Origin of the sequence: Rhizobium sp. BK650, assembly GCF_014195325.1 — a bacterium.
GTDB lineage: Bacteria > Pseudomonadota > Alphaproteobacteria > Rhizobiales > Rhizobiaceae > Rhizobium.
Map to the genome: position 1 here is coordinate 21022 of NZ_JACIBK010000007.1, position 23280 is coordinate 44301.

At 59.4% G+C, this 23280-nt stretch carries 27 protein-coding genes; 16 read left to right on the plus strand and 11 right to left on the minus strand.

Going from position 1 to position 23280, the window contains the following annotated elements; genetic code table 11:
- Positions 1-25 precede the first annotated feature (25 nt).
- Positions 26-478, plus strand: a complete 453-nt coding sequence (locus FHX15_RS17650; RefSeq protein ID WP_184399333.1) for a MarR family winged helix-turn-helix transcriptional regulator — start codon at positions 26-28, stop codon at positions 476-478.
- 12 nt (positions 479-490) lie between these two features.
- Here the strand turns inward: FHX15_RS17650 and FHX15_RS17655 are convergent, their stop codons facing one another.
- Positions 491-805, minus strand: coding sequence for a lysozyme inhibitor LprI family protein (locus FHX15_RS17655; RefSeq protein WP_246778993.1), 315 nt, complete (start codon positions 803-805; stop codon positions 491-493).
- Between the two features lie 309 nt (positions 806-1114).
- Between FHX15_RS17655 and FHX15_RS17660 the strand changes: the two genes are divergently transcribed.
- Positions 1115-2515 carry a DegQ family serine endoprotease gene (locus tag FHX15_RS17660; RefSeq protein WP_184399339.1) on the plus strand — a complete coding sequence of 467 codons (1401 nt, stop codon included), beginning with the start codon at positions 1115-1117 and terminating at the stop codon, positions 2513-2515.
- The gene (locus FHX15_RS17665) at positions 2512-3828 is read left to right on the plus strand and encodes a replication-associated recombination protein A (protein WP_184399341.1); all 1317 of its coding nucleotides are present in this window, start codon (positions 2512-2514) and stop codon (positions 3826-3828) included. The genes FHX15_RS17660 and FHX15_RS17665 overlap by 4 nt, the downstream gene beginning before the upstream one ends.
- A 12-nt stretch (positions 3829-3840) precedes the next feature.
- Here the strand turns inward: FHX15_RS17665 and FHX15_RS17670 are convergent, their stop codons facing one another.
- The 6 genes from FHX15_RS17670 to FHX15_RS17695 form a co-directional block, all read right to left on the minus strand.
- Positions 3841-4143: a DUF1883 domain-containing protein gene (locus tag FHX15_RS17670; protein WP_184399343.1), complete on the minus strand. Its 303-nt coding sequence runs from the start codon at positions 4141-4143 to the stop codon at positions 3841-3843.
- Between the two features lie 124 nt (positions 4144-4267).
- Positions 4268-4522, minus strand: a complete 255-nt coding sequence (locus FHX15_RS17675; RefSeq protein WP_184399346.1) for a hypothetical protein — start codon at positions 4520-4522, stop codon at positions 4268-4270.
- 330 nt (positions 4523-4852) lie between these two features.
- Complete coding sequence (gene dapA, locus FHX15_RS17680; protein WP_184399348.1) at positions 4853-5773, minus strand: 4-hydroxy-tetrahydrodipicolinate synthase; 921 nt, start codon at positions 5771-5773, stop codon at positions 4853-4855.
- Positions 5774-5781: 8 nt separating this feature from the next.
- Complete coding sequence (locus FHX15_RS17685) at positions 5782-5940, minus strand: hypothetical protein (protein WP_184399932.1); 159 nt, start codon at positions 5938-5940, stop codon at positions 5782-5784.
- Positions 5941-6044: 104 nt separating this feature from the next.
- A complete protein-coding gene (locus FHX15_RS17690; protein ID WP_184399350.1) occupies positions 6045-7049 on the minus strand; it encodes a ketopantoate reductase family protein in 1005 nt (334 codons plus the stop codon).
- A gap of 150 nt (positions 7050-7199) precedes the next feature.
- Positions 7200-8039 carry an SDR family NAD(P)-dependent oxidoreductase gene (locus tag FHX15_RS17695; protein WP_184399352.1) on the minus strand — a complete coding sequence of 280 codons (840 nt, stop codon included), beginning with the start codon at positions 8037-8039 and terminating at the stop codon, positions 7200-7202.
- A gap of 122 nt (positions 8040-8161) precedes the next feature.
- Here FHX15_RS17695 and FHX15_RS17700 point away from each other — a divergent pair, with 122 nt between their 5' ends.
- Positions 8162-9049: a LysR family transcriptional regulator gene (locus FHX15_RS17700; RefSeq protein ID WP_184399354.1), complete on the plus strand. Its 888-nt coding sequence runs from the start codon at positions 8162-8164 to the stop codon at positions 9047-9049.
- Between the two features lie 4 nt (positions 9050-9053).
- On the opposite strand, the gene FHX15_RS17705 is transcribed toward FHX15_RS17700, so the two are convergent.
- A complete protein-coding gene (locus FHX15_RS17705; protein ID WP_184399357.1) occupies positions 9054-9476 on the minus strand; it encodes a lipocalin-like domain-containing protein in 423 nt (140 codons plus the stop codon).
- Positions 9477-9787: 311 nt separating this feature from the next.
- Between FHX15_RS17705 and FHX15_RS17710 the strand changes: the two genes are divergently transcribed.
- Complete coding sequence (locus FHX15_RS17710; protein ID WP_246778994.1) at positions 9788-10717, plus strand: alpha/beta hydrolase; 930 nt, start codon at positions 9788-9790, stop codon at positions 10715-10717.
- Between the two features lie 17 nt (positions 10718-10734).
- Here FHX15_RS17710 and FHX15_RS17715 read toward each other — a convergent pair whose 3' ends face one another.
- On the minus strand, positions 10735-11337 hold the full coding sequence (locus FHX15_RS17715) for a carboxymuconolactone decarboxylase family protein (protein WP_184399361.1): 603 nt from the start codon (positions 11335-11337) through the stop codon (positions 10735-10737).
- 51 nt (positions 11338-11388) lie between these two features.
- The gene (locus FHX15_RS17720) at positions 11389-11586 is read right to left on the minus strand and encodes a hypothetical protein (RefSeq protein WP_184399364.1); all 198 of its coding nucleotides are present in this window, start codon (positions 11584-11586) and stop codon (positions 11389-11391) included.
- Positions 11587-11809: 223 nt separating this feature from the next.
- Between FHX15_RS17720 and FHX15_RS17725 the strand changes: the two genes are divergently transcribed.
- The 7 genes from FHX15_RS17725 (at position 11810) to FHX15_RS17750 (ending at position 19106) form a co-directional block, all read left to right on the plus strand.
- Positions 11810-12298 carry a GAF domain-containing protein gene (locus tag FHX15_RS17725; RefSeq protein WP_184399366.1) on the plus strand — a complete coding sequence of 163 codons (489 nt, stop codon included), beginning with the start codon at positions 11810-11812 and terminating at the stop codon, positions 12296-12298.
- 231 nt (positions 12299-12529) lie between these two features.
- Positions 12530-12718: a hypothetical protein gene (locus FHX15_RS31020; RefSeq protein WP_246778985.1), complete on the plus strand. Its 189-nt coding sequence runs from the start codon at positions 12530-12532 to the stop codon at positions 12716-12718.
- A gap of 282 nt (positions 12719-13000) precedes the next feature.
- Positions 13001-13990: a potassium channel beta subunit family protein gene (locus tag FHX15_RS17730; RefSeq protein WP_184399912.1), complete on the plus strand. Its 990-nt coding sequence runs from the start codon at positions 13001-13003 to the stop codon at positions 13988-13990.
- Positions 13991-14238: 248 nt separating this feature from the next.
- Positions 14239-14964, plus strand: coding sequence for a DUF2270 domain-containing protein (locus FHX15_RS17735; protein ID WP_184399368.1), 726 nt, complete (start codon positions 14239-14241; stop codon positions 14962-14964).
- 574 nt (positions 14965-15538) lie between these two features.
- A complete protein-coding gene (locus FHX15_RS17740) occupies positions 15539-16651 on the plus strand; it encodes an ABC-three component system protein (RefSeq protein ID WP_210290760.1) in 1113 nt (370 codons plus the stop codon).
- 37 nt (positions 16652-16688) lie between these two features.
- Positions 16689-17168 carry an ABC-three component system middle component 2 gene (locus FHX15_RS17745; protein WP_312861848.1) on the plus strand — a complete coding sequence of 160 codons (480 nt, stop codon included), beginning with the start codon at positions 16689-16691 and terminating at the stop codon, positions 17166-17168.
- Positions 17169-17642: 474 nt separating this feature from the next.
- Positions 17643-19106: a hypothetical protein gene (locus tag FHX15_RS17750; protein ID WP_184399371.1), complete on the plus strand. Its 1464-nt coding sequence runs from the start codon at positions 17643-17645 to the stop codon at positions 19104-19106.
- A gap of 79 nt (positions 19107-19185) precedes the next feature.
- Here the strand turns inward: FHX15_RS17750 and FHX15_RS17755 are convergent, their stop codons facing one another.
- A complete protein-coding gene (locus tag FHX15_RS17755) occupies positions 19186-19833 on the minus strand; it encodes a TetR/AcrR family transcriptional regulator (protein WP_184399372.1) in 648 nt (215 codons plus the stop codon).
- A 200-nt stretch (positions 19834-20033) separates the two neighbouring features.
- Here FHX15_RS17755 and FHX15_RS17760 point away from each other — a divergent pair, with 200 nt between their 5' ends.
- From FHX15_RS17760 to FHX15_RS17775, 4 genes are all read left to right on the plus strand, one after another.
- A complete protein-coding gene (locus tag FHX15_RS17760) occupies positions 20034-20927 on the plus strand; it encodes an NAD(P)/FAD-dependent oxidoreductase (protein WP_184399373.1) in 894 nt (297 codons plus the stop codon).
- Positions 20928-20982: 55 nt separating this feature from the next.
- Positions 20983-21363 carry an antibiotic biosynthesis monooxygenase family protein gene (locus FHX15_RS17765; protein WP_184399374.1) on the plus strand — a complete coding sequence of 127 codons (381 nt, stop codon included), beginning with the start codon at positions 20983-20985 and terminating at the stop codon, positions 21361-21363.
- 216 nt (positions 21364-21579) lie between these two features.
- Positions 21580-22380, plus strand: coding sequence for an SDR family NAD(P)-dependent oxidoreductase (locus FHX15_RS17770; RefSeq protein ID WP_184399375.1), 801 nt, complete (start codon positions 21580-21582; stop codon positions 22378-22380).
- 26 nt (positions 22381-22406) lie between these two features.
- Entirely contained in the window at positions 22407-23267 is an 861-nt protein-coding gene (locus FHX15_RS17775; protein WP_184399376.1) for a class I SAM-dependent methyltransferase, read from the plus strand.
- The last annotated feature ends 13 nt before the right edge of the window (positions 23268-23280 follow it).

Sequence of the window (23280 nt, forward strand, 5' to 3'; positions counted from 1 at the left end):
CCAGGAATGACAATATGTTGTCAATATGTCGAAGAAACGTACGCCTGAGGGCGATGCCTTTGCCGCTCTCTCGATCGCTGTGCTCCGCCTTTCCGCCCATCTGCAGGCAGAGGGCGATGCGCTTGCCAAACCCGCTGGGCAGACCAGCGCGCGCTGGCAGGTGCTCGCTGCGGCCGATCACGCACCGATGTCGGTTGCCGACGCGGCGCGTACCCTCGGTCTTGCGCGCCAAGGCGTGCAGCGGATCGCCGATCTTCTTGAGGGCGAGGGGCTGATTGCCTATCGCGCCAACCCGGTCCACCAGCGTGCCAAGCTGATGGAACTGACTGATGCGGGGAAGAGAGCGCTTGCCGACATCTCCGCCCGCCAGGCGGTATGGGCAAACGCACACGGTGCCGCTTATGGCGAGGAGCGGCTGCGCCATGCCGCCAGCCTCATCAACCAGATAATTGCCAGTTTTCAAGACAGCAGAGATTAGGACCGAACGTCCTCAAAGCGGACGATTGATGTTTTTGTAGGTCTCGTCCAGCTGCTTCAACCGTTCCTGATAGGCGGCGCCAATGCAGGCGGCATCGCCACCGCAGGCCTGCCGTTTCTTCAGCCATGCTGTCTGCTCGTCCTGCAATGTACCGCGCGAGCCCATGGCCAACAGGCCGGACAACAACTCGAAGGTCGTCACCATCTTCACATCGGCGTCGTTGAGCGATCGGTTCTCGCATATCATCCTCTCATCCGGCTGCAGCTCCTTTGCATCGCAGTCGAAACTCGCTGCCAGCGCGCCGCGCGGTGCAAACGCGAGAAGCATGGCACAGACTGCGGCTGATTGAATGATGGTCTTCATAATCTCTCCCACTGAAAGGGCACTTTGTCGGCTTCACAGCAAAGATGATGCAGGTCGGTTCTGTGGCAAGGATCAAACCCATCCGCAGCCTGCAAGGCGGTGTCCCTGGTCGGTGACTGCCCCTGCTTTTAGACTTAAATATCAGTAACCTGCTTCACTTTCCTGATTCAGATTCCCATATTCGTATTGCTCGATCTTCCATGCTTCCGCCCTCTTTCCTTTCTAGCGTCGGGCGCTAGAACATTTTCTTGAGAGCATTTCAAAAGGATTCCCATGCAAGGCCTGTTCAAACACGCCTCCGTTTCCCTTCTGGCATTGATGCTTCTGCTGCCGGCGGTCGCCGAAGCACAAATCAAGACCGTGCCGGAAAGCCAGATGCAGATGCAGCTTTCCTTCGCGCCGCTCGTCAAACAGACTACGGGCGCCGTCGTGAATGTCTATGCCGAGAAGACCATTCAACGGCAGTCGCCCTTTGCCGGCGATCCCTTCTTCGAGCAGTTCTTCGGCCAGCAGATGCCGAACCGCTCCGAGAAGCAGTCTTCGCTCGGCTCCGGCGTCATCGTCGAGGCGAACGGCACTGTCGTGACCAACAACCACGTCATCGATGGCGCCGACGATATCAAGGTCGCACTGTCCGATGGCCGCGAATTCCCCTGCAAGGTCGTCCTGCGTGACGACCGCGTCGATCTTGCGGTGCTGAAGATCGACAGCAAGGCCGATTTTCCGACGCTGCCGATCGGTAATTCCGATGCGGTAGAGGTCGGTGACCTCGTACTGGCGATCGGCAATCCGTTCGGTGTCGGGCAGACCGTGACGAGCGGCATTGTTTCTGCTCTTGCCCGCAACCAGGTCGTGAAGAACGAGTTCGGCTTCTTCATTCAGACAGATGCTTCGATCAATCCCGGCAATTCCGGCGGCGCGCTGATGAACATGAAGGGCGAATTGATCGGCATCAACACGGCGATCTTCTCGCGAGGCGGCGGGTCGAACGGTATCGGTTTTGCCATTCCCGCCAACCTCGTCAAGGTCTTCCTCGCCTCGGCCGATTCCGGCGTCAAATCATTCGAGCGCCCCTATATCGGCGCAAGCTTTGATCCGGTGACCTCTGAAGTCGCAGATGCACTCGGGCTCGACAAAGCGCGCGGCGCACTGATCGCCAAGGTTACGGCAAATAGCCCGGCAGCCAAGGCAGGCCTCAAGGTGGGTCAGGTCATCACCGCCGTCGACGGCATCCCGGTCGAACATCCGGATGCGCTCCTCTATCGGTTGACGACGGCTGGTCTCGGCAAATCCGTCAACCTGACGGTCATGGAAAGCGGGCACGAACAGCAGTTGACGCTTGCCCTTGCTCGCGCACCGGAAACCCAGCCTCGAGACCAGCGCACGATTGGCGGACGCACGCCGTTTACCGGCGCGGTCGTGGAAAATCTCTCGCCGCGCGTGGCGGATGAACTTAGGATGCCACTCGATTCAACGGGGGTTGTTATATCCGACGTCGAGGGCGGCTCGCCCGCTTCCCGGCTGGGTTTCGAGCCGAAGGATATCATCGTCTCCGTCAATGGAGCAGAAGTGAAGACCAGCCGCGATCTGCAGGAGATCGCCGATTCGGATCCCGAGCTCTGGCGGGTGGAGATCGAGCGCGATGGTCAGCGTATCAGGCAGTTCTTCCGATGAGTGACGATCTCTTCGCGCCGCGTGTTCCGGAGGAGGTCGCCAGCCAGCGGCCGCTTGCCGATCGTCTGAGGCCGAAGACGCTTGGAGAAGTCACCGGTCAGGAACATCTGACCGGTGAGGATGGCGTTTTGCGCCGGATGATCGACAGCGGCTCTCTTGGCTCGATGATCTTCTGGGGGCCGCCCGGTACCGGCAAGACGACGGTCGCGAGGCTGCTGTCGGGCGAGGCGGGCCTGGCCTTCGAACAAATATCTGCGATCTTCTCCGGCGTTGCCGATCTGAAGAAGGTGTTCGAGGCGGCCCGCATGCGCCGCATGGATGGCCGCCAGACGCTGCTCTTCGTCGATGAGATCCACCGCTTCAACCGTGCCCAGCAGGATAGCTTTCTGCCGGTCATGGAGGACGGCACTGTCATCCTCGTCGGTGCGACAACTGAGAATCCGTCTTTCGAACTCAATGCCGCTCTTTTGTCTCGCGCCCGCGTGCTGACTTTTAAGTCGCATGACGAGCAGAGCCTTGAGGAATTGCTGAAGCGAGCAGAGACGGCCGAGAGCAGACCATTACCCTTGACCGAAGATGCGCGCGCCAGCCTGATCCGTATGGCCGACGGCGATGGTCGCGCCGTTTTGACGCTGGCCGAGGAAGTCTGGCGTGCTGCTCGTGAAGGCGAGACCTTCGATACCGAGGGCCTGACGCGCATCGTCCAGCGCCGCGCGCCCGTCTATGACAAGGCGCAGGACGGTCACTACAACCTGATTTCGGCCCTTCACAAATCGGTACGCGGTTCCGATCCGGACGCTGCGCTTTATTATCTCGCCCGTATGTTCGATGCCGGCGAAGACCCGCTCTACCTTGGCCGACGGCTGGTGCGTATGGCCGTGGAGGATATTGGCCTCGCCGATCCGCAGGCGCTGGTAATCTGCAATGCCGCCAAGGACGCCTATGACTATCTCGGGTCGCCGGAAGGCGAATTGGCCTTGGCGGAAGCCTGCGTCTATCTTGCGACCGCACCGAAATCGAACGCGGTCTATACTGCCTTCAAGGCTGCGACCATGGCTGCCAAACAGAATGGTTCGCTCCTGCCGCCGAAGCACATCCTGAACGCACCAACAAAGCTGATGAAGGGCGAGGGGTATGGCGAAGGCTATCGCTACGATCACGATGAGCCGGATGCCTTCTCGGGCCAGGACTATTTTCCAGAAAAGATGGGCCGCCAGACCTTCTACGATCCGCCCGAACGCGGTTTTGAACGTGAGATCCGCAAGCGGCTGGACTGGTGGGCAAAACTTCGCAAGGAGCGCAACCCGCGCTGAGATCGGGGGAACTCAGGCGCGCTTCTGCGCGGCGGGTGCATTGATCAGCTTGACTGAGGAGTCTGCCAACCCGTGATGGCCTTCCATGTCGACGATGACATGCCAATGTCCGCTTTCCGGAATAGCCAACTTGACGGGCGATTTGCGCGCGACACCACCAATATATTTGAAATCGAGCACTTCGGTGAACCGCTGGAAATTCGGCGCCGTCATCAGCCGCACATTGTTCACAGCGCTGAGCGACACTTCGATGATCGTTCCAGCACGCTGTTCCCTAAGGTCGTAATGGGTGAAGCGGAAGTTTGGTTTCGGCATTGGTCTCGCGGCATATGAAGTCTCTGCATGCGGGACTTTACCAGGATGGCGGTTAAGGAAAAGTTGGAGATCTATGGTCCCGGACCGTTCCTGCTGTGCCAAAATAGCAGGAACGGCTCCGTATTTAGTGGATGTTACCGGCGCCACGCCCAAGAGGCGCAAAATCGAGCACTACGCCTGCGCTCACGCGGCAGATATCATCCGCATTGTGGTTGCACTCTTCTGCAGCGAAATGGAGGGCCGCCGCTTCATTGATGAAGAGGCCGCCGACGAGCCCCTCGCGATCCTGAACGATCCAGCGGCCACCCCTGTCACGGCCCACGGTGAAACGGGCCGGACGGGCGGTTGTGGGAGCCGAAATCTGCCGTGCATTTGCCATTGTCGTGATCCCCGATCCGGCGCTTACTGGGAAATAAGGTGGAAGCTCATCTGCACGAGCCCGGCGAAAGCCATGACGGCCCCGAGCCGCGGTGCGAGGCGGCCAGGCCGGCAAACAGCGGATGGGAGGGATCAGCCGAAACTGCACAGGCGCTTTCGCTACGTTGCAGCGGGTCAGCCTTGGCAGGCGTATCAGTCAGGCGTGACATCGTTTGTCCTTTCGAAGTCTAACTCAACCGCCGTAAGATGGCTGCGGCGGTGTCACGCTCATCAAGATAGATGCGGGCGGATAGGGTTTCCATTTGGCGCCGCAAGTAAAAACATTAAAATCTCATAGGGATAGCGCGATGCGCTGGGTGCCGCCGCCGACAAAGGGAGAAAGCGCGGATACAATCGCAGCGCGGCTTTCCGCTTCGGCCGGTACCAGCGGCAGGCGAAGATCGGCTTTCGTGCCGCGCAGCACCTGCAGCGCGTATTTCAGCCGGGCAGGATCGCTCTCCGAACCCAGCGCCGTCAGAACCGGATGCAGCCTGTCGCTGAGCGCTAGCGCTGCAGAGATATAGCTCCCATAAGCTGCCTGCTGCAGCGAGGTGACGAGGCGCGGGAGGATATTGGCAGCCGCCGATACGATGCCGTCACCACCCGCCAGATGAAAGGAAAGCGCCGTGCCGTCGTGGCCGGACAGGAAACGGAAGCGATGTCGCAGCGCCGGCGGCAGGTTGGCGAAGCGGGCGATATCCCCGGTTGCATCGACGATAGCGACAATCGCGTCGAGTTCGGCCAGTCGCGCAAGCGTTGCCACCGTCAAGTCGCTCGCCGTGCGAGATGGCGCATTCTCGACCAGAACGGGCAGATTGCTTGCCGCGGCGATTTGTTTGAAATGATGGAGAATGCCCTTTTGTCCCGGCTTGGAATAATAGGGCACGGTGAGAAGCACGGCGCGCGCGCCGCATTCTTCCGCATCGCGTATCAGGGAGATCGTGCTTTCGGTGCAATTGGTTCCGGCCGCGGCGATGACCGGAATACGGTCCGCCGCGGCCCGAATGCAGATGTCGAGCACCATGCGGCGTTCCTGCGGTGAGAGGCTGAGCCCTTCACCCGCCGCCGTGCAGACGGCAAGTCCGTCGACCCCGCTCAGCACCTGCCATTCAACGAGAGCTTCCAGTGCCGCCCCGTCGACCTCACCGTTTCGGAACGGCGTGACAAGCGCGGTGATCGTGCCGCCCGGGCGCAGTCTTCCTGTACTGTTCATGATCGACCTCAGATCGAGCCCAGGATCACATAGAGTTCGACGCAGGCGAGGACGATGCCGAACCCCATCAGCGCGTGAGCCGTGCGCTTCTCGCGCATCTTCCGCTTGCCGCGCGTAATGCGGTGCGGGCGAAGCGGCAGATATTGACGAGGCATGACATCTCGCATGGCGGTAATCCTTTGCTGTTGCGGCGAAGGCTACTGCCACGTCCGATAGGAAATCCATTCGGGGTGGAGAGCGAAGATGTAGGAATTGCATAAAGAGGCGGTCGTCAGCCGCCGCGCTGGTTTTCCTTGTCGAGCTGCGTGACGAGCGCCAGTATCACCTCCGAAACGGGCGTCGGCACCTTGCCAATGCGACCAAGCGCAACCACCATGCCGACGAGCGGCACGATCTCCAATGCCTTGCCGCCCAGCAGATCCTGCAGCATCGATGTGCGCACCGGGCCGATGTGGCGTGACTGCTCAAGCCTCTCCGCGATGGTGATGCTGAACGCTGCACCAAGGGCGCTGCCGACGGCACGCACCTCATTCATGATCTTGCCAACCATGTCGAACAGCGCGGGATCAGCCATGATATCGGTCATCAAGGCTCGCGTCAGCGCGCTGATGGGGTTGAAGGCTGCATTGCCCGTTAGCTTGCTCCAGATCTCATCACGGATGCGCGGCGTGGTGGAGACATTGAGGCCGGCCTTGGCGAAGAGACCGGCAATGGTTTCGAGATCGGCCGACATGTCGCCGGAGGGTTCGCCAAGCACGAAGCGGCCATTGTTGGAAAGGCGAATTTCCCCGGGATTGACGACTTCCGCACCCTGCAGCGCCACGCAGCCGATCACCCGTTCCGGCCCAATCAGCCGCCACAGCTTGCCGCCGGGATCGAGCTCGTCGAATTGCAGCTCGGCATGGCCGCTTTGCGTATCGCGATGGAAATACCACCAGGGAATGCCGTTCAGCACCATGACAACACGAGTGTCGTCCTTCAGCAGCGCCGCCATGCCTTCCGCCGCTGGGCCGAGCTGGTGGCCCTTGAGGCCGGTGATGACGAGATCCTGCGGCGGCAGCGTGGTCGGATCATCCGTCGCAGTGATCCTGATATTGATCGGTTTGTCAGCATCGGCTTCGTGCAGGGAAAGGCCGTTCTTGCGGATCGCTTCCAGATGCGCGCCGCGCGCAACGACGGAAATGGTCGCATCGTCGCCGAGCCGGCTCGCAAGCTTGACGGCAATTGCGCCGCCGAGGGCGCCGGCCCCGTAGATACAGATGGATGTGCTCGCCATGTCGGCCTCTTCCACTTCGTGATGACGCGGTAGACATAGGCTATTGCGGGGCCAGGGCGAACGAGAATCTCGCTATCTCGACAATCTTCACGCCGAAATGAAAACAAGCGCGTCGGCGCGCGCTTGTTGTCGCGGAGAGGTCAGGCCTGCTTAAGCGCCCGGCTCGAAGTCGGTGGAGACGGCGAGCTTGCGCCACCGGGCAAGTTCCTTTTCGACATTGGCATGTTCTTCCTCAATCTTGGCGACCGTGTCGCTGCCGAAGGGCATGCGCAGCGGCGGGTTGGCGGCGTTCACCATTTCCATGATGCCGGCGGACAGCTTTGCCGGATCGCCCGGCTGGGCATGGTTGGCGCTGGCTGCGAAGTCGCGCATGTCGCCGGCCGGCGTTCCGACATAATCGGGGATGGTGGCCGGGCTGATCGCCAGTGAGTTGTCATGCAGGAAGTCCGTGCGGAAGAAGCCGGGCTCAATGATCGTGACCTTGATGCCGAAAGGTTCGACTTCGGTCGCCAGCGATTCCGACAGGCCTTCGACAGCAAACTTCGTGGAGCCGTAGACGCCCCAGCCGGGAAAACCATAGTAACCACCGATCGAGGAAAAGTTCAGGATATGGCCGGCGCGCTGGCGGCGCATGTAGGGCAGCACGGCGCGGGTGACCTTGAGCAGGCCGAAGACATTGGTGCCGTAGATCTTTTCGATTTCCTCTGCCGTTGCCTCTTCGACCGCGCCGAGAAGGCCGTAGCCGGCATTGTTGGCGAGGATATCGATACGGCCGAAGCGGGCCACTGCGGCGGCAGCAGCTTCCTTGGCCTGTTCCTCGTTGGTGACGTCGAGAGCGACGGCAAGCAGGTTCGAATGATCGCCGAACTGGTCGGTGATGGTCTTCGGGTTGCGGGCGCTGGCAACGACGGCGTCGCCGTTATCAAGAGCGTCCTTCGTCATCAACGCGCCGAAACCGCGTGATGCACCCGTGATGAACCAGATTTTCATGACAATTCCTTCCTTCGATTGTTTGTTTCAGTAGTTCGTTGCTGACGGAGAGGAATTTGACGCAATTGTCTCTCATGTATAAGGTTTGTTATTTGAGAGACTGTGATGAGCAGTATTCAGCAATGAGAGCGACCGAACTGTCCGAAATGGCGGCTTTTGCCGCTGTCGCCAGACACAAGAGTTTCCGCAAGGCGGGAGAGGAAAGGGGCGTGACCGCCTCGGCGATCAGCCACGCCGTCCTCAATCTGGAAGACCGCATCGGCATACGCCTCTTGAACCGCACGACCCGCAGTGTCTCGCTGACCGAAGCTGGCGAACTTCTGCGGTCCCATCTCGATCCGGCCTTCGGTGAGATCAATTCCGCGCTCGATGCACTGAACCGCTACCGGGAAACACCCTTCGGCAGGGTACGGATCAATGTCGGCAATTCCATTGCGCCTTTCGTCGTCGGTCAGATCATCGGGCCGCTTCTGATGAAGAATCCCAACCTGCAGCTCGAAATCGCCGCCACCGACCGGTTGGTCGATATTGTCGAGGAGGGTTTCGATGCCGGCATCCGCTTTGGCGAGCGTGTGACCGAGGGTATGATCGCTGTTCGCATCAAGCCGCGCCTGCGCCTCGTCGTCGTCGGTTCACCCAACTATTTCGAAGTCCGGCCGAAGCCCCAGACGCCGCACGATCTGAAACGGCATATCTGCATTCAGAACATGTTCCCCTCGGGAGCGCGTTATCCCTGGGATTTCGAAAAGGATGGCCAGACGATTACCTTTCACCCGACCGGCCCGCTCTCCCTCGACGACCATGAGCTGATGACTTTGGCGGCGCTCAGCGGCGTAGGGCTCGCCTATGTCTGGGAGGGCAGGGTGGCGCCGTTGATCGCAAGCGGTCAGCTCATTCAGGTGCTGGACGAATGGTGTCAGCCGGAGGAACCGCTTTATCTCTACTATCCCAGCCGGCGGCATATTTCGGCCGGATTTCGGACGGTGATCGATGCGATCCGGGGCGATTGATCGCTCAGAGCTTCTGGAATTCCAGTCTGTAAATGACGTCTTCTCCGGTCATCAGATCGGTGCCCGGCGCATCGCTGATGACGAGCCTGTTGCCTTCTATGTGTACGGGCCGGACGAGGGCGCGCTCCCAAGTTGGGTTCCAGGCGGCCTCGACATGATGGATGACCCTGTCTTCTTGCAGCGTATAGGCAGCCGTATAGGCCAGCATCGTATCGAAAAGTGCTGCCTTCTCGCTATCGCTGGGCGCTTTGCCGTTGAGCTTTGGCCTGTCACGGCTGGTGACGAAAGCCATCATCCGGCCATCGGCATGATAGGCGATGTATCCGATGGGGTCGGGCCCCATGGCGTCGCTGACTTCCCCTGTCGCAACGACGGTTCGCGTCCACGAGATCATGCGCCACGTCCCGATGAGGGCGGTTTTGTCCATGGGATTCCCCTCCCTCTGGTAGTCTAGCACAACTGGAAAATGCGGACTATCGGCCCGTAGCTCTTCTTGGGCAGATTGCAGCAATCCGACCCGCAAAGGCTCCCGGTGATCAGTCAAAACTCCCTTTTGACTCTCGCCAGGGAACTGGTGAAGATGCGCCGCACAAAGGAAAAGCAGCGCCGGAGGGGCGAATGAGAAAGCCGTTTTTTTCTGGTTGGGATCGATGGAAAGCGGAGTGTCGCATAGGGCTGCTTTCAGCGCTTGCCGGCGTGGTCTGGTCTGCTTTTCCGCTGGGAATATCGGCACAGGACATGCCGGCACAAACACCGGCCTCTCAGGAGCAGGTGGAAAAGCTGATTTCCCGCTGGAAAGAACATTTCAAAGGTGCCGAGACCCTGCGGGACCGCCGTACCGCCTTTCGCGACTTCATGGGGTCGCTGCCGGAGCCGACACGCGTCCAGATCCGTCTTGTCGATGCCGGCGGCGTCGATGCTGAGCTTATGTGGCCGGCGCGGCTTCACCATCCGATCGGCCGGCGAGCTATCCTTTTCATCCATGGCGGCGGCTTCTACGGGGGCTCCATCCGCACCCATAGCCTGCTTGCCGGCTCTCTCGCCAAGGCCGCTTCCAGCGATGTGCTGCTCATCGACTACCGGCGAACGCCGGAATATAGCTATCCCGCACAAGTCAACGATGCCTTGAGCGCCTACCGCTATCTGCTGGACAACGGCTACAGCAACGGAAATATCGTTATCGTCGGCGACGATGCGGGCGGCAATCTCGCGCTCCAGGTCGTGCTGCGGCAGATGCGCACCAGACAGCCGTTGCCGGCAGCCGTTGTGGCGCTCAGCCCGATCAGCGATCTTTCGGCATCAGGCGCATCCGTCACGTCCAATGCCGCCAAGGATACCGTAGTGGACAAGACTGCGCTGGAGGCGCTGCGCAAGGCCTATCTCGGCAATAATTCCGCGACGGATCCCGACATTTCCCCGCTTTATGCCGATCTCTCGGGTTTTCCGCCTCTGCTGCTGCAGGTTGGCTCCGACGAACTGCTGCTCGACGATACGTTGCGGCTTGCCGACAAAGCGCAGAAGGCGGGTGTTGATGTGACTATGCAGGTCTGGCCCGGAATGCCGCATCAATGGCAGCTTTTCCCGTCCTTGCTTGAAGATGCCGACAAGGCCGGCCAGAAGATCGCGGAATTCGCGGTCGCGCATTTTGCCGATCCACCGGAGAAATAGGGCCGCATTGCGCCTCCTCAGTGGCCTGAATTCAACCCTTCGATTGGCCGGCCGACGGTCAGGCTCTGCCGCAGCTTAGGGTCGAGCCGTTCGGCATAGGCATGATCGGGGGCAGCCCCCAGCGCATCCAGCATCTTGGAGAAGAAGCAGCGTGCTGCCGCCGCTGCCGTCACGTCGAAAATCTCCGCATCGCTCAACCCGTGCCGCTTCAAGCCATCTATATCGTGCTGCGTTACCGATGTCGCATCGCGCGCCACCTTGGCGGCAAAATCCATGATTGCCCGCTCGATCGTATCGATCGGCGCCTTCTCGCTGCCGCCGGCCACCGCCGAAAGCCCGTCGTTGGTAAAGCCATCTCGCAGCAGCACCGAGCCATGCGCCAGCATGCAATAGGATGATTTGAGCTCCCTGGCCGCCGCCAGCGTTACCAGCTCATAACGCCGCTGGCTCATATGGCCGCGAATATTCGCCAGCAACGCACCCCAGCTTTCCATCACTTCCGGCCGGTGCCCGAAGGCGCGGTACATATTCGGCAAATAGCCATAACTCGCTTCGGCCGAAGCGTACATCAATGCCGTCTTCTCGCTGTCAGATGCTTCCGGGGTATGAATGAAAGCCATGGCACGATCCTCCCTTGATCCACTGGGAGAATAGAGCGGCGCCTAATGACATCAATCTGCCCCGCTTTTAGCCTGACCGGCTGCCCGGTTCGCTCTCCGCAGGTAGACTGGCAGAATATGATGTTCGGTCAGCGGCGCCACGATGATATTGCCTTGCCGGGCGGGCGCTATCCAGCGGATTTCTTCGATCTCCGTGGTCGCAGCGATATCTTCACCACTCACGCGCAGCAGAGACAGGTCGGCGATCACGACTTGATCTGGTTCATTGGCTGCCGATGCCCGGACTGCCCCAGAAATTCAAGCTCCGCGGCCGCGGCAACGAGACCGATCTCTTCGGAGAGCTCTCTTGTCACGTGCAGATCTGACCGGATTCGCTGGTCCGGTTAGTCGCGAATGACTGATCTCAGCTGTTTGTCAAAGATGGCTTGGGCGCCTATATCAGCGGTCTCAGAAGCAGGAAGTGGATGCGACAATGTTCCAGGCGGCATCGATCGACGTAGACAATAAGGTCGAGTTCTATCGCGAGCTTGCTCAGCAGTTGCAGGGCCTGCTCGAAGGCGAGCCGGACCTGATCGCCAACGCCGCCAACACCTCGGCGCTGATGTTTCACATGATGCCCGATCTTAACTGGGCGGGCTTTTATCTCCTGAAGGGCGACGAACTCGTGCTCGGCCCCTTCCAGGGCAAACCTGCCTGCGTGCGCATTCCCGTCGGACGCGGCGTTTGTGGCACGGCGGTCAAGGAGCGCGCCTCGATTCTGGTGGAAGATGTGCATGCGTTTCCAGGCCATATCGCTTGCGACGCCGCATCCCGGTCCGAGCTAGTGGTTCCCGTCCGCGACAGTGATAAGATCGTCGGCGTCATCGATCTCGACAGCCCGCTTCCCGCTCGTTTCGATGCCGAAGACCGGGTAGGAATCGAGCGCCTGGCAGAAATCTTCGCTGCGGCAACCCGCTTCTGAGCGGGCTATCTCTTGAGAGGCTGGGCAGGTTGTGGGGAGAGAACCACGAAGAAGGCGTTGTGCCATCTCCCTCACTTGAAAGGCCGGACATCGAATATCTGCGGGCTGAGTAAATGACGAAATCTTGATCGATAATGCCGTTCTCTGAATGCCGAACCGGCCTATTTCCTTAGCCGGCACGGATATGCGCTGCGTTCCGGTCGCCGATCATCGATATGGGGGTAGATCAAGATGTCCCGATTTCGAAAACTGCTGGCAGCAGGGGCAACGGTCATCGCAATAGCTGTGACTTCGTCCTGCACGACGAGTTCGGATAGTTCGATCCAGACCGGCTCCGTCGGGTATGGGCAAAGCGCCGATTTTGCACTCCGGCCGGCGTGCCTGGGCGGATTTGGCAACGATAGACCCTGCAGTTATTGACAAACTGCCGAGCAGCCAGACGAAGTTTTGAAAATGACGGAACGCTGGATCACCGCGACAGCGGACCGGGGTAGGGCGACTGTTCCCATTGAAGTCATCGAAAGTAATCTAAAATTGTCCTATCAACAGAGGTGATGCAAAAGGACGCAGTTTCCTGTCGTGGCGGAGCCTCGCATATCGTTGCCGATGACATAGAGTGCCAGGAATCGATAATAACTCGGTCGCATGAGGCCCGCCTCGGTCCGGAGGCGGCACATTTTCATAACCTATGGGAGCTGTATGATGGAATATCGTCGTCTAGGGAAGTCGGGTCTGCAAGTCAGCGAATTTTCCTTCGGATCGTGGGTCACCTTCGGCAAGCAGGTCAACGGCGGCGATGCCGTCGACCTCATGAAGCTTGCCTATGACAATGGTGTAAATTTCTTCGACAATGCCGAAGGATATGAAAGCGGCAAGTCTGAGATCGTCATGGGTGAGGCGCTTAAATCGCTCGGCTGGAGCCGCGACAGCTATATCGTGTCCAGCAAGGTCTTCTGGGGAGGTCAGAAGCCGACGCAGCGCGGCCTGTCGCGCAAGCATGTGACCGACGCCTGCCACGCGGCGCTGAAGAGGCTTCAGGTCGACTATCTCGACCTCTATTTCTGCCACCGCCCCGACATAGACACGCCGATCGAGGAAACAGTCCGCGCGATGCACGGCCTCGTCGCGCAAGGCAAGGTGCTCTACTGGGGAACCTCGGAATGGTCTGCCCAGCAGCTGACAGAAGCCTATGCTGTCGCCCGCGACCTGCGTATCACGCCGCCGACAATGGAACAGCCACAGTATAACATCTTCGAACGCCAGAAGGTCGAAGCCGATTACCTGCCGCTTTACGACCTGATCGGCCTCGGTACCACCATCTGGTCGCCGCTCGCCTCGGGCGTGCTGACCGGCAAATACAATGACGGCATACCCGCCGACAGCCGCATGAACCTGCCGGGTTACGAATGGCTGAAGGAAAGGTGGTCCACCGATGCCGCCCGCGCCCAACTCGCCCAGGTTCGCGAACTGGCCAAGCTCTCGAATGAGATCGGCCTCTCGATCACCCATCTCGCCCTTCTGTGGTGCCTTGCCAACAAGAACGTCTCGACCGTCATTCTCGGTGCGTCGCGCGCGAGCCAGCTGCAGGACAATCTCGCCGCTCTCTCGCACAAGAGCAAGCTGACGTCTGACGTGCTAGAGCGGATCGACAGCATCGTCGGCAACAAGCCGGAAGCGCCGCGTCGTTTTTGATCCTCCTGGACGGGGCCGAGCCTACCGGGTCCAAGTTTCATTGCTTCTATCAGCATGCCAATATGAAAATGGCCGGACCCTTGGGTCCGGCCATTTTAATTTCTAGCTCACTTCAATGACCGCGCTGCTTGTTGAAACCTTTTGAATAGCTTTTGCGATGGTTGGGTTGAAGGAGCAAAATATTCCTTCGCAGCAGCGGCGGGCCATAGACCGTTGCGAGAACGAGCAAATGCGAGGAGGAAACAACAATGGCCACCGAGCTCACTACATCCCATCTCGTGGATAGCGCCACGGACACTAAACGGCCGCCGCTACCCACGACGACGGGGGAAATCACCAACACGCTGAACCATTATTACCGCGGCGAGCTCGCGCGGATGACCAGTTGGCGGGACCGCATCGACCGGACGTCGAACTGGGCGATCACCGTCGTGGCGGCGCTGCTCTCCGTATCCTTGTCGACACCAACGTCCCATCATGGCGTGTTGTTGTTTGGCATGTTGCTAATCACATTGCTGCTGATGATCGAGGCGCGACGTTATCGGTTCTTCGACGTTTATCGGGCGCGGGTGCGGCAACTGGAGCGCAGCTACTTTGCGCAGATTTTTATGCCCGAAGCCGAGCTCAATCCAGATTGGGCACTATCGATTGCCAAGAGCCTGCGTGCACCGCGGCTTCTCCTCGGCTACTTCGAGGCTATGCAGCGGCGGTTGCGGCGGAATTATTGCTGGATGTATGCGATTCTGCTGATGGCATGGATCTTGAAGATCTCGACGCCAAAGCTGCAAGCGGAAGGCGCGCCGCAAGAGCTGGCACATTCGTGGAGCTATATTGTTGACAATACGGCGCTCGGACCGATTCCCGGCTGGCCGGTTATCACGATCGTGGTTGTCTTCTATGCCCTCATTCTCTACGGCACACTACGCCGCAAGTTGGACGACGGTGATTTTCCCCATGGCGAAGCGCATGTCTGATCGTTTGGCAATACCGGACTAGCAAGATGATTCTCCCTTTACCGCATGCCATTCGGTCGCAGACGCTCGCCTGCATCATCGGTCGCACATTTGCACATCTATCGGACGCGGTCTGCTTTGCGCGGAAGACATTTCTCCTATTCAAGGAAAACCGTCGCCCGCATGATTGGGCGCGACACCGATGTGAAATTGGCCGGACCATTCCCGTCCGGCCACTTCAATTTCTAGCTCACTTCAATGGCCGCGCTTCAAACGAGTGACGGCGGCCAATGTAGGCAGCCAGTGATTATGTCGTAACACAATTAGATCTATCAATGGCTTAACATAGGCCGCAGCCAATTGAAAATGACGCAATGGCCACGTGAATTTGACGGTCGTCTCAAAACCCACAAAACAGGGCGATTTCAGCGCTGACGAAGCCTCCCCACTCGATCGGGCGATACTCGCGGGCAGAGAGCACGGACTCGGCTCTGGGCCCTTGGGCGATGTTCACAATCGGTGAGGTCACGCTTGCGATGTACCGCGTCGCGAGATATCGATACCGCAAGTTGAACATCTCCTTATCGAGTCCAAATTGAGCGACGTACTGAAAGGCATCGAGAAGCCTTCGAAATGGCCCACCGCGAACGCGCGCCTTCTTGGCGTCGGGCTCGGGCTTCCCGTTGATCCGCTTGATCGGCTTGGCACTTTCAGTCCAGACGAGTTCGAACGCTTCGTTCTCGAATGGGCGGATGGTTACCTCGCGGAGAAGGTACCGGGCGTCAGCGAACTCCAGCCGAGGGGCGGCGCTGGCGATAAGGGAAGGGACATCGTGGTTTGGTTCGGGCAGCCGGGCGACCCGGATAGGTATTGGCACCTCTATCAGTGCAAGCGGTACAGTACTGCTCTCGGGGAGGCGTCTGCCCTTGGCGAGATCGGCAAGGTGCTATATTTCGCATCGAGAGGTGACTTCACTGCACCTCGGGAATACTGGTTCGTAGCCCGCAAAGGTGTTACCGGTGGACTGCAGGATCTGCTGGATGATCAGGCGAAGCTGAAAGCCGAGCTGATCGCCACTTGGAACAAGAACTGCGCGGCGACTATAAGGAAGGGCCAGACTATCCCGCTCGATGATCAGCTCTTAGAGCTTATCAATGGAGCGAATTTTCCAGTTGTTCGTGCCAAGCAGCATCTTGAGCTTATCAACGAGCATGGTCAGACTAATTATCACCTGACCGTATTTGGAAAGCCGCTGGTTGAGCGTCCGAAGCCATCGACTCCTCCGTCTTTGATTGCGGAGAAAGAGCGAACCTATGTCCGACAGCTATTCGAAGTCATTGAGGAAATGACCGGCTCGCCAATTCAACAGGAATCCGATTTCAAACACCAGCAAAAGCCCGCACTTCTTTTTGAACGGTCCCGCGCGAGTTTTTACAGTGCTGAAGGACTGAAAGAGTTGGCCCGCGACCAGATGAAGCAGGTCGAATTCTTCGAGGACTTGCTGGGTCAGTTTCGAACTGGCCTGTTCTTTACATACACGGCTCCGGCCGCGAACGGTCACGAACGGATCAGGAGCACGGTACAGGCCGCACAATGGCAACAAGTGGATGGCCACGTCCTAGGGCCGCATCTCACGGCTTTCGACAGGGAGGGCATCTGCCATCACCTCGCAAACGACGAGAGTCTGACGTGGTGCGATCATGGTTGAAACTGGAGGTCTAACGCCCTTACACGCGAGGCCGCCGGTGCGCCTCTTCAACACGCCGTTAGAAGCCGGTTTCAGGATGTTGTTTATTCTTTCCGCATGCCGTCCAGAACCGTGCGATCTGCAGCGCCTCATCAGCTACGACTATCTGCTTGTCCACTCCGGTGACGTCTCCAGCGAACACGACAGCCTTCACCCGGCGGTGCCCAACCGGGGATCCGAATGGGTGGTGAAGCGAGATGTTATCAACATGGGACTGGGCCTGATGTTCGCCCGCGATCTGGTCGAAAAGAGGTTGACTGTCAACGGCATACATTTTGCTGGATCCGAGCTGACGACAGCGTTTGTCCGCTTGCTGACCTCCCCTTATGCCGAAGCGCTGCGCGTCAGATCGCGCTGGCTGGCAAAGACGTTCGGCGACTACACGGACGATGCTCTTCAGACGTTCATGTCCCGGAAGGTCGGCACATGGGGAGCGGAGTTCGACAACATCGCCGCGATCAAGGACATCGACCTCTAATGGCCCGAATAGCGGAAATACGACTGACCGGAACTGGGCAGACCGATGCGCTCGTAAGATTCAAGCCTGGGCCGAATGTAATCACCGGGGATTCCGACACCGGCAAGAGCTACCTGCTGCGCCTCGTAGACTACGTGCTTGGCGCGGAGGAACTCAAGAAGGTCATAGACAGCCGGCTACGAGTCTGCATGGGTGGAGTTCGCCAATGACGACGGCGACACGCTCACCTTGGAACGTCATCTGACTGGTGGCGACGTTCGAGCCCATTCGCAATCCATAGCTGCTATTCGTTCCGCGCCGGTCGACAGGTCCGACGAGAATGAAGGCTCGGTAGATCCGGAGGACCCGGAGGTTGTTGCGTGGAGACGTGAGGGCCGATCCGAAGAGCCGGACGTCACATCTAGGCTCTTTCCATTCTTTGGAATGTCTGACAACGTCCGAGTACGCCGAAATGCGGACGGGCAGCATCAGAGATTGACTGTTCGTACCCTGCTGCCGACGTTCGTGGTGGACGAGGAATCTATCATCACCGAGGATTCAGCCATTCTTCGAGGCGGCTTCGGTGATACCGCAGAAAAGCGAATGTTTTCTTTTCTTCTGACCGGAAAGGACGACAAGGACATCGTCGCTCGCGATCCTCAGAAGATGGTGTCCGCGAAAATCCAGGCTCAGCGCGACCTGATTGTAGAGCTTCTCGAGCCGCTGAACTCGCGCCTCAAGAACCGTACGGAAAGTGAGGAGGACGAAAGCGTCGAGCGCCTCGACGAGACAATCGACGACCTCTCCAATGCCCTTGCGAATAACTCGGACGAACGGACGCGCCTCCGTCAGCGCCGCAACGAGCACTACCACGACCTGATTCGCGCAGAGACGCAAATCTCTGCCGTGGACGCAATGCTCACGAGGTATGCGCTCCTGGACGAAAGATATTCGTCGGATCTCGAGCGGCTCGATTTCATATCGGAAAGTTCGCACTACTATGGGGGATTGCAGGACAGCCTGTGTCCGATGTGCGGTCAGTCTCTCGAGGGCGTCTCACACGAGCACGAGGATGCAACCGGTCTTTCTTTCAAAGCCGAGGAAGTCTACCAGTCGGCCGTCGCCGAAGCTGCCAAGATCAGAGGGCTCCAGACTGACCTAAAGTCCGCGATCGCCGATCTGGAGCGCCGCGGTCACTATTGGAGCGAACTGAAGAAAAACTCTTCTGATGCGCTGGTCGATATCGACCGTCAGCTCGATACCGAACTTGCTCCAGCACGCAGGAGCACCCGGAACTCCTTGAACGAACTTGTTGCTCGGCGCGTCGAACTACAGACGGTCAGAAGCGACCGAATGGAAGCAGCTCGCCTTGAACTGCTGAAAGAGAAATTGGAACGGGAGCTCTCCCAACCACCCGCAAAGCAGGTCTGGGCTCCTCTGGATCCAATGGCGGTGACTGATCTCTGCAAGGAGATCGAGGCAGTTCTTCGGGAATGGTCGTGGAAAGAAGACGTCCGCGTCGAGTTCGAAGAGGCACGCTACGACATCAAGGTCAACGGCAAACCCAGGCGGTCGCATGGGAAAGGATTCCGGGCAGTCATTCACGCCGCATTCTCCGTCGGCCTACTTCGGTTCTGTCATGACAAAGGACGTCCTCATCCTGGTTTCGTAATGTTGGATTCGCCTCTGACGACGGTAAAGCAGCGCAAGGGTGAAACGACGGTGGAGCAGGCTGAATCGGACAAGATCACGCCAGGGATCGAGCCGAGCTTCTGGAAGAGCATTTCCGAAATCGATCCCTCGATCCAGGTTATCGTTTTGGACAACAAGGAGCCGCCGGCAAATCTCTCCAGAGCGCTCAACGTCCAGCTCTTCGCCGGTCCCGATGGTGAAGATGACGAACGGGAGGGGTTCATCCCTATTCGTGCCAATCGCGGCGCTGGAAACGCGTCCGCCTAGATGGCGGGAACACGGCCGGATCCTGTCAGTGCACGCGTTCAAAATATCAAGCGAGTAGTCCATCGCGGCCCCGTCCCGACTATCCGCCCGCGTGTTCGTTGCGACCGTGAGCCGCGATGAACATTGCGACAGCCGACCGGCAATAGGATTCGATTTCGTTGTCGTCTTCCGCTTTCGCCTGATCGAAGCGTGCGATCATCAGGAGATCGGATCCTTTGAAAAGCGCGGCAAACAAGCGGGCGGACCGGAGGGGGTCGGGCACGTTCAGAACCTCCTTCGCGTGCAATTGACGTAACAGGGTCTCGATTTGGGCGACGATATGGGCGGGGCCGGCTTCGTAATGGACTTTGCTCAACGACTTTTGGTTCGGCGTGTCGGCCATGACCATGGCTTCGACGTTACGGACGTCTGGGCGCAGCAGTGTGCGAAGCAGTGATGATCCCACCGCCATAAGCTGATCCTCGGCCGAGCCATCGACGCCTTCAAAAAGCGCCTGTGGGATTAACTGCTGGCAGCGGGCCGCAAAGGCCGCGCCAAACAGCGCCTCTTTATTCTCGAAGTGCCTGTAAATGCTGAGCTTCGATATCTTCGCTCGCTGGGCGACCTTGTCCAATGTCGTCGCTTGGAAACCCAATTCCGCAAAGAGTTCGCCTGCGGTGTCGACAATGGTTTGGCCAAGGGCGTCATTGGCGGGCCGGCCACGCCGGCCTCGACTATTTTCGGTCATCTCAATTACAGTCCTTGACGGTATCGTTATTCATGAATTACGATACTACGCAGTTTCATAAATTCCAAGAGTGGATTTTATCGTGTCCTCCAAATCAGGATTGCCTTGGCCGCCCACTGATATCGAATGCGCATCGCTGGACGATTCTGCGCGCCAGGCTCAGCCCAACCCGCTTCATCCACAACACGGAGCCCATCACCATGGATGACGTCATCATTATCGGCGGCAGCTTTGCCGGCCTTGCCGCCGCCCTGCAACTCGGCCGTGCCCGCCGCAAGGTCACCGTTCTCGACACTGGCCTGCCGCGCAACCGCTTCGCCGGCCACTCGCATGGTATGCTTGGTCACGATCACAAGCCGCCGCTGGACATCCTGACCGAAGCGCGCCGGCAGTTGGCGCGTTATCCTGCGATCAGTCTGGTCAACGCTCGGGCCGACAGCGTCTCCGGCACCATCGACAATTTCTCCGTGCTAACTGGTGATGGCGAAAGCCTTGGGGCGCGCCGCGTGATCCTGAGCTATGGCATTACGGACCAAATGCCCGATGTGCCGGGCTTTGCCGAAGGCTGGGGCACGTCCATCGTGCCCTGTCCCTATTGCGATGGCTTTGAAGTCGCCGGCCAGCATTGGGGTCTAGTCTGGTCCGGCCCGCAGTCGCACAATCAGGTCAGGCTATTCCACGATTGGACTGACAGGTTGACGGTCTTCGCCGATGGTCACGACATTCCTCCCGATATCCGCGCCGATCTGGCGGGTCGCCAGGTACCTCTCGTTGATGGCCGGATCACCGGGATCGCCCATCATGGGAGCCATGGTGCCACCATCAAGCGCGATACCGGCCTCGATGTGGCAGTCGACATCCTGTTCGCGCATCCGCGTAATAGGCCGTCCGCAAGCCTGCATGACTCACTGGGCCTCGCCACGGTCAATACGCCAACCGGCATCGCCCTCAAGACTGACGAGCGCCGCGAAACCAGCGTGCCCGGCATATACGCCGCCGGCGACCTCGCCAACCCCGGAATCCCCTCGGTCACCACGGCAACATGGCAGGGTGCGATGGCGGGTATCTTTGCCCAGCAGTCGATGCTCGTTTGAGAGCAAGCAGCATCGATCACCCCAGTTCATTTTCACAATAGACAGGAGCGCCACCATGGCCGCCATAAAACCATTCAAACCTCTGGACGAGAAATTTCCGTTTTACCGCCAACTCGGTATCGCGGCCGCGCCTCTCGTGCTCATCAACCTCTTCACGGTCGTCGATCCCGCCGACGAAGCGGGCTTCCTGGACGCTTTTAAGGCGGCTGCCGAGATCATAACGAAGCAACCGGGCTTCATTTCCATGCAACTACATCGAGCGATCGGCGATAGCCCGACTTACCTGAACTATGTAGTGTGGGAATCCACCGAGGCGGTCCGCGCCGCCTTCACTGATCCCGAGTTCCTCGCGAAACTTCCAGCATATCCTTCATCCGTCGTGGCCAGTCCGCACCTGTTCCAGAAGGTCGCCGTCCCCGGCTTCTGCACGGCCTGACTCGGGTAAATGCGACTTTTCGGCCGGCATGCTGACGCTCGTCGCCGATGCTCACGACATTACTCCCGATATGCGGGCCGGCCTTGTACAGGCCCCTCTGGACGCCGCGGCCGAACAGGTTCGCGAAGTCGCCGCCGATCGAAAGGACAGGCAGGTGTTTCGCTTGAGAATGATGCCGAGCCCAATTCGCTGCTCAAAGAGTTGAGGAAGAGAACAATGTCGAAAGAACCAACGAACAGCTTCGCAGGGAAATGGGCTCTGATCACCGGGGCGTCGAGTGGCCTCGGTATCGACTTCGCAGATCTCCTGGCTGCGCAGAAAGTCAATCTCGTATTGGCGGCCCGGCGGCAGGAGTCGATGGAAAAGCTTGCCGCCGATTTCCGCCGCAAATACGGGGTGGACGTGCTGGTCGAGGCGATCGATCTTGCCGCGCCGGGCGCCGCCGACCGATTGAAATGCAGTCTCGACGCGAGGTCGGTGACTGTCGACATCTTGTTGAACAATGCGGGATACGGGTTGCACGGCAATCTATTAGAAATGCCGATCGAGCGCACAGCGAACATGATCCAGCTCAACATCACGACGCTCACAGAGCTGACCTATCTCTTCGGCCGCGACATGGCCAAGCGGCGATCGGGACATATACTTCTCGTCTCCAGCCTCATGGCTTTCCAGGCCGTTCCCAGCTATGCGGCCTATGCGGCGACCAAGGCATATGTCCTCGCCCTTGGCGAGGCCCTGCACAGCGAACTCCGCCCGCTTGGTGTGGTAGTTACCACTCTTTGTCCGGGGCACACCGCAACAGGCTTCGATGAGGCGGCCGGAGCAACCCCGTCGGCCTTCCTGCGCCTCCTCACCATGAAACCTCGTCCGGTCGCCGCGAGCGGTATTCAGGCGTTGTTGCGAGGAAAGGCTATGGTGATCGCGGGCCTGTCGAACAAGATGGTGGCCTTTTCCAATCGTCTGACGCCGCGATCAATGCAAAGGGCCACAATGAAAAGAATAGTGGACGCCTAGTAGTAACAAATCAGACAGGACATACCATGACAGAGCAAAGTGGCGCTCAGGTCGAGGATTGGAATGACCAAAGCGGGGAGCGCTGGGTTGCCCATCAGGTGCGGCTCGACGCCATGCTGGCTATGTTCGGCCAGACCGCGATCGAAGCCGCCGCGCCCGTGACGGGCGAGCGCGTACTGGACGTCGGCTGCGGCGCGGGCGCGTCAAGTCGGGCACTCGCCACCCTCGTCGGCCCGAGGGGTCAAGTACTGGGTGTGGACATATCCGAATCGTTGATCGGCAGAGCGCGCGCGCTTGCGGCACAGGATATGCCGGTCGTGTTCGCAGTGGCCGACGCCAGCAAGGCCGAGTTGCCCGAGGGCGCGTTCGACATCCTGTTTTCGCGTTTCGGGGTGATGTTCTTCGATGATCCTGCGCCGGCCTTCAGTCATATGCGCGGCGCGCTCCGGCCGGGCGGCCGGGTCGCCTTCGTCTGCTGGCGCAGCATAGCCGAGAACGATTGGGTGCGTTTGCCGATGGGCGCGATGAAGGGCATCATCCAGCCGATGACGCCGCGCGATCCCGAAGCGCCTGGCCCGTTCTCTTTCGGCGACCGCGGGCGGGTGGCTCGCATCCTTTTGGCGGCCGGCTTCACCGATATCGCTATCGAGCCCTTCGATACTTCCGTTCCGTTTGGTAAGGGCCCGACGCGGGACGCCGCGATTGACGACGCAGTGGAGATGACGCTCGAGGTCGGCCCGCTGTCTCGCGCGCTCGCTGATCAGCCCGACGACATACGCGCCCGCGCCTCGGCTGCGGTTCGTGCCGCCTTTGCGGACCGTCCCGGCGAGCGGTCGGTGATGATCAATGGTGCGGCATGGATCGTCACCGCGCGCAATCCGGTATGACCGCAAGTTTCAC

Excerpts from the sequence above, each read along its gene's own strand:
- FHX15_RS17765 (WP_184399374.1), top strand. The coding sequence starts at position 20,983 with ATGGCCGCCATAAAACCATTCAAACCTCTGGACGAGAAATTTCCGTTT.
- FHX15_RS31020 (WP_246778985.1), top strand. The coding sequence starts at position 12,530 with ATGTCCCGATTTCGAAAACTGCTGGCAGCAGGGGCAACGGTCATCGCA.
- FHX15_RS17650 (WP_184399333.1), top strand. The coding sequence starts at position 26 with ATGTCGAAGAAACGTACGCCTGAGGGCGATGCCTTTGCCGCTCTCTCG.
- FHX15_RS17655 (WP_246778993.1), bottom strand. The coding sequence starts at position 805 with ATGCTTCTCGCGTTTGCACCGCGCGGCGCGCTGGCAGCGAGTTTCGAC.
- FHX15_RS17730 (WP_184399912.1), top strand. The coding sequence starts at position 13,001 with ATGGAATATCGTCGTCTAGGGAAGTCGGGTCTGCAAGTCAGCGAATTT.
- FHX15_RS17760 (WP_184399373.1), top strand. The coding sequence starts at position 20,034 with ATGGATGACGTCATCATTATCGGCGGCAGCTTTGCCGGCCTTGCCGCC.
- FHX15_RS17665 (WP_184399341.1), top strand. The coding sequence starts at position 2,512 with ATGAGTGACGATCTCTTCGCGCCGCGTGTTCCGGAGGAGGTCGCCAGC.
- FHX15_RS17770 (WP_184399375.1), top strand. The coding sequence starts at position 21,580 with ATGTCGAAAGAACCAACGAACAGCTTCGCAGGGAAATGGGCTCTGATC.
- FHX15_RS17700 (WP_184399354.1), top strand. The coding sequence starts at position 8,162 with ATGAGAGCGACCGAACTGTCCGAAATGGCGGCTTTTGCCGCTGTCGCC.
- FHX15_RS17695 (WP_184399352.1), bottom strand. The coding sequence starts at position 8,039 with ATGAAAATCTGGTTCATCACGGGTGCATCACGCGGTTTCGGCGCGTTG.
- FHX15_RS17705 (WP_184399357.1), bottom strand. The coding sequence starts at position 9,476 with ATGGACAAAACCGCCCTCATCGGGACGTGGCGCATGATCTCGTGGACG.
- FHX15_RS17775 (WP_184399376.1), top strand. The coding sequence starts at position 22,407 with ATGACAGAGCAAAGTGGCGCTCAGGTCGAGGATTGGAATGACCAAAGC.
- FHX15_RS17725 (WP_184399366.1), top strand. The coding sequence starts at position 11,810 with ATGTTCCAGGCGGCATCGATCGACGTAGACAATAAGGTCGAGTTCTAT.
- FHX15_RS17660 (WP_184399339.1), top strand. The coding sequence starts at position 1,115 with ATGCAAGGCCTGTTCAAACACGCCTCCGTTTCCCTTCTGGCATTGATG.
- FHX15_RS17735 (WP_184399368.1), top strand. The coding sequence starts at position 14,239 with ATGGCCACCGAGCTCACTACATCCCATCTCGTGGATAGCGCCACGGAC.
- FHX15_RS17670 (WP_184399343.1), bottom strand. The coding sequence starts at position 4,143 with ATGCCGAAACCAAACTTCCGCTTCACCCATTACGACCTTAGGGAACAG.
- FHX15_RS17715 (WP_184399361.1), bottom strand. The coding sequence starts at position 11,337 with ATGGCTTTCATTCATACCCCGGAAGCATCTGACAGCGAGAAGACGGCA.
- dapA (WP_184399348.1), bottom strand. The coding sequence starts at position 5,773 with ATGAACAGTACAGGAAGACTGCGCCCGGGCGGCACGATCACCGCGCTT.
- FHX15_RS17755 (WP_184399372.1), bottom strand. The coding sequence starts at position 19,833 with ATGACCGAAAATAGTCGAGGCCGGCGTGGCCGGCCCGCCAATGACGCC.
- FHX15_RS17690 (WP_184399350.1), bottom strand. The coding sequence starts at position 7,049 with ATGGCGAGCACATCCATCTGTATCTACGGGGCCGGCGCCCTCGGCGGC.
- FHX15_RS17710 (WP_246778994.1), top strand. The coding sequence starts at position 9,788 with ATGCCGGCACAAACACCGGCCTCTCAGGAGCAGGTGGAAAAGCTGATT.
- FHX15_RS17685 (WP_184399932.1), bottom strand. The coding sequence starts at position 5,940 with ATGCGAGATGTCATGCCTCGTCAATATCTGCCGCTTCGCCCGCACCGC.
- FHX15_RS17675 (WP_184399346.1), bottom strand. The coding sequence starts at position 4,522 with ATGGCAAATGCACGGCAGATTTCGGCTCCCACAACCGCCCGTCCGGCC.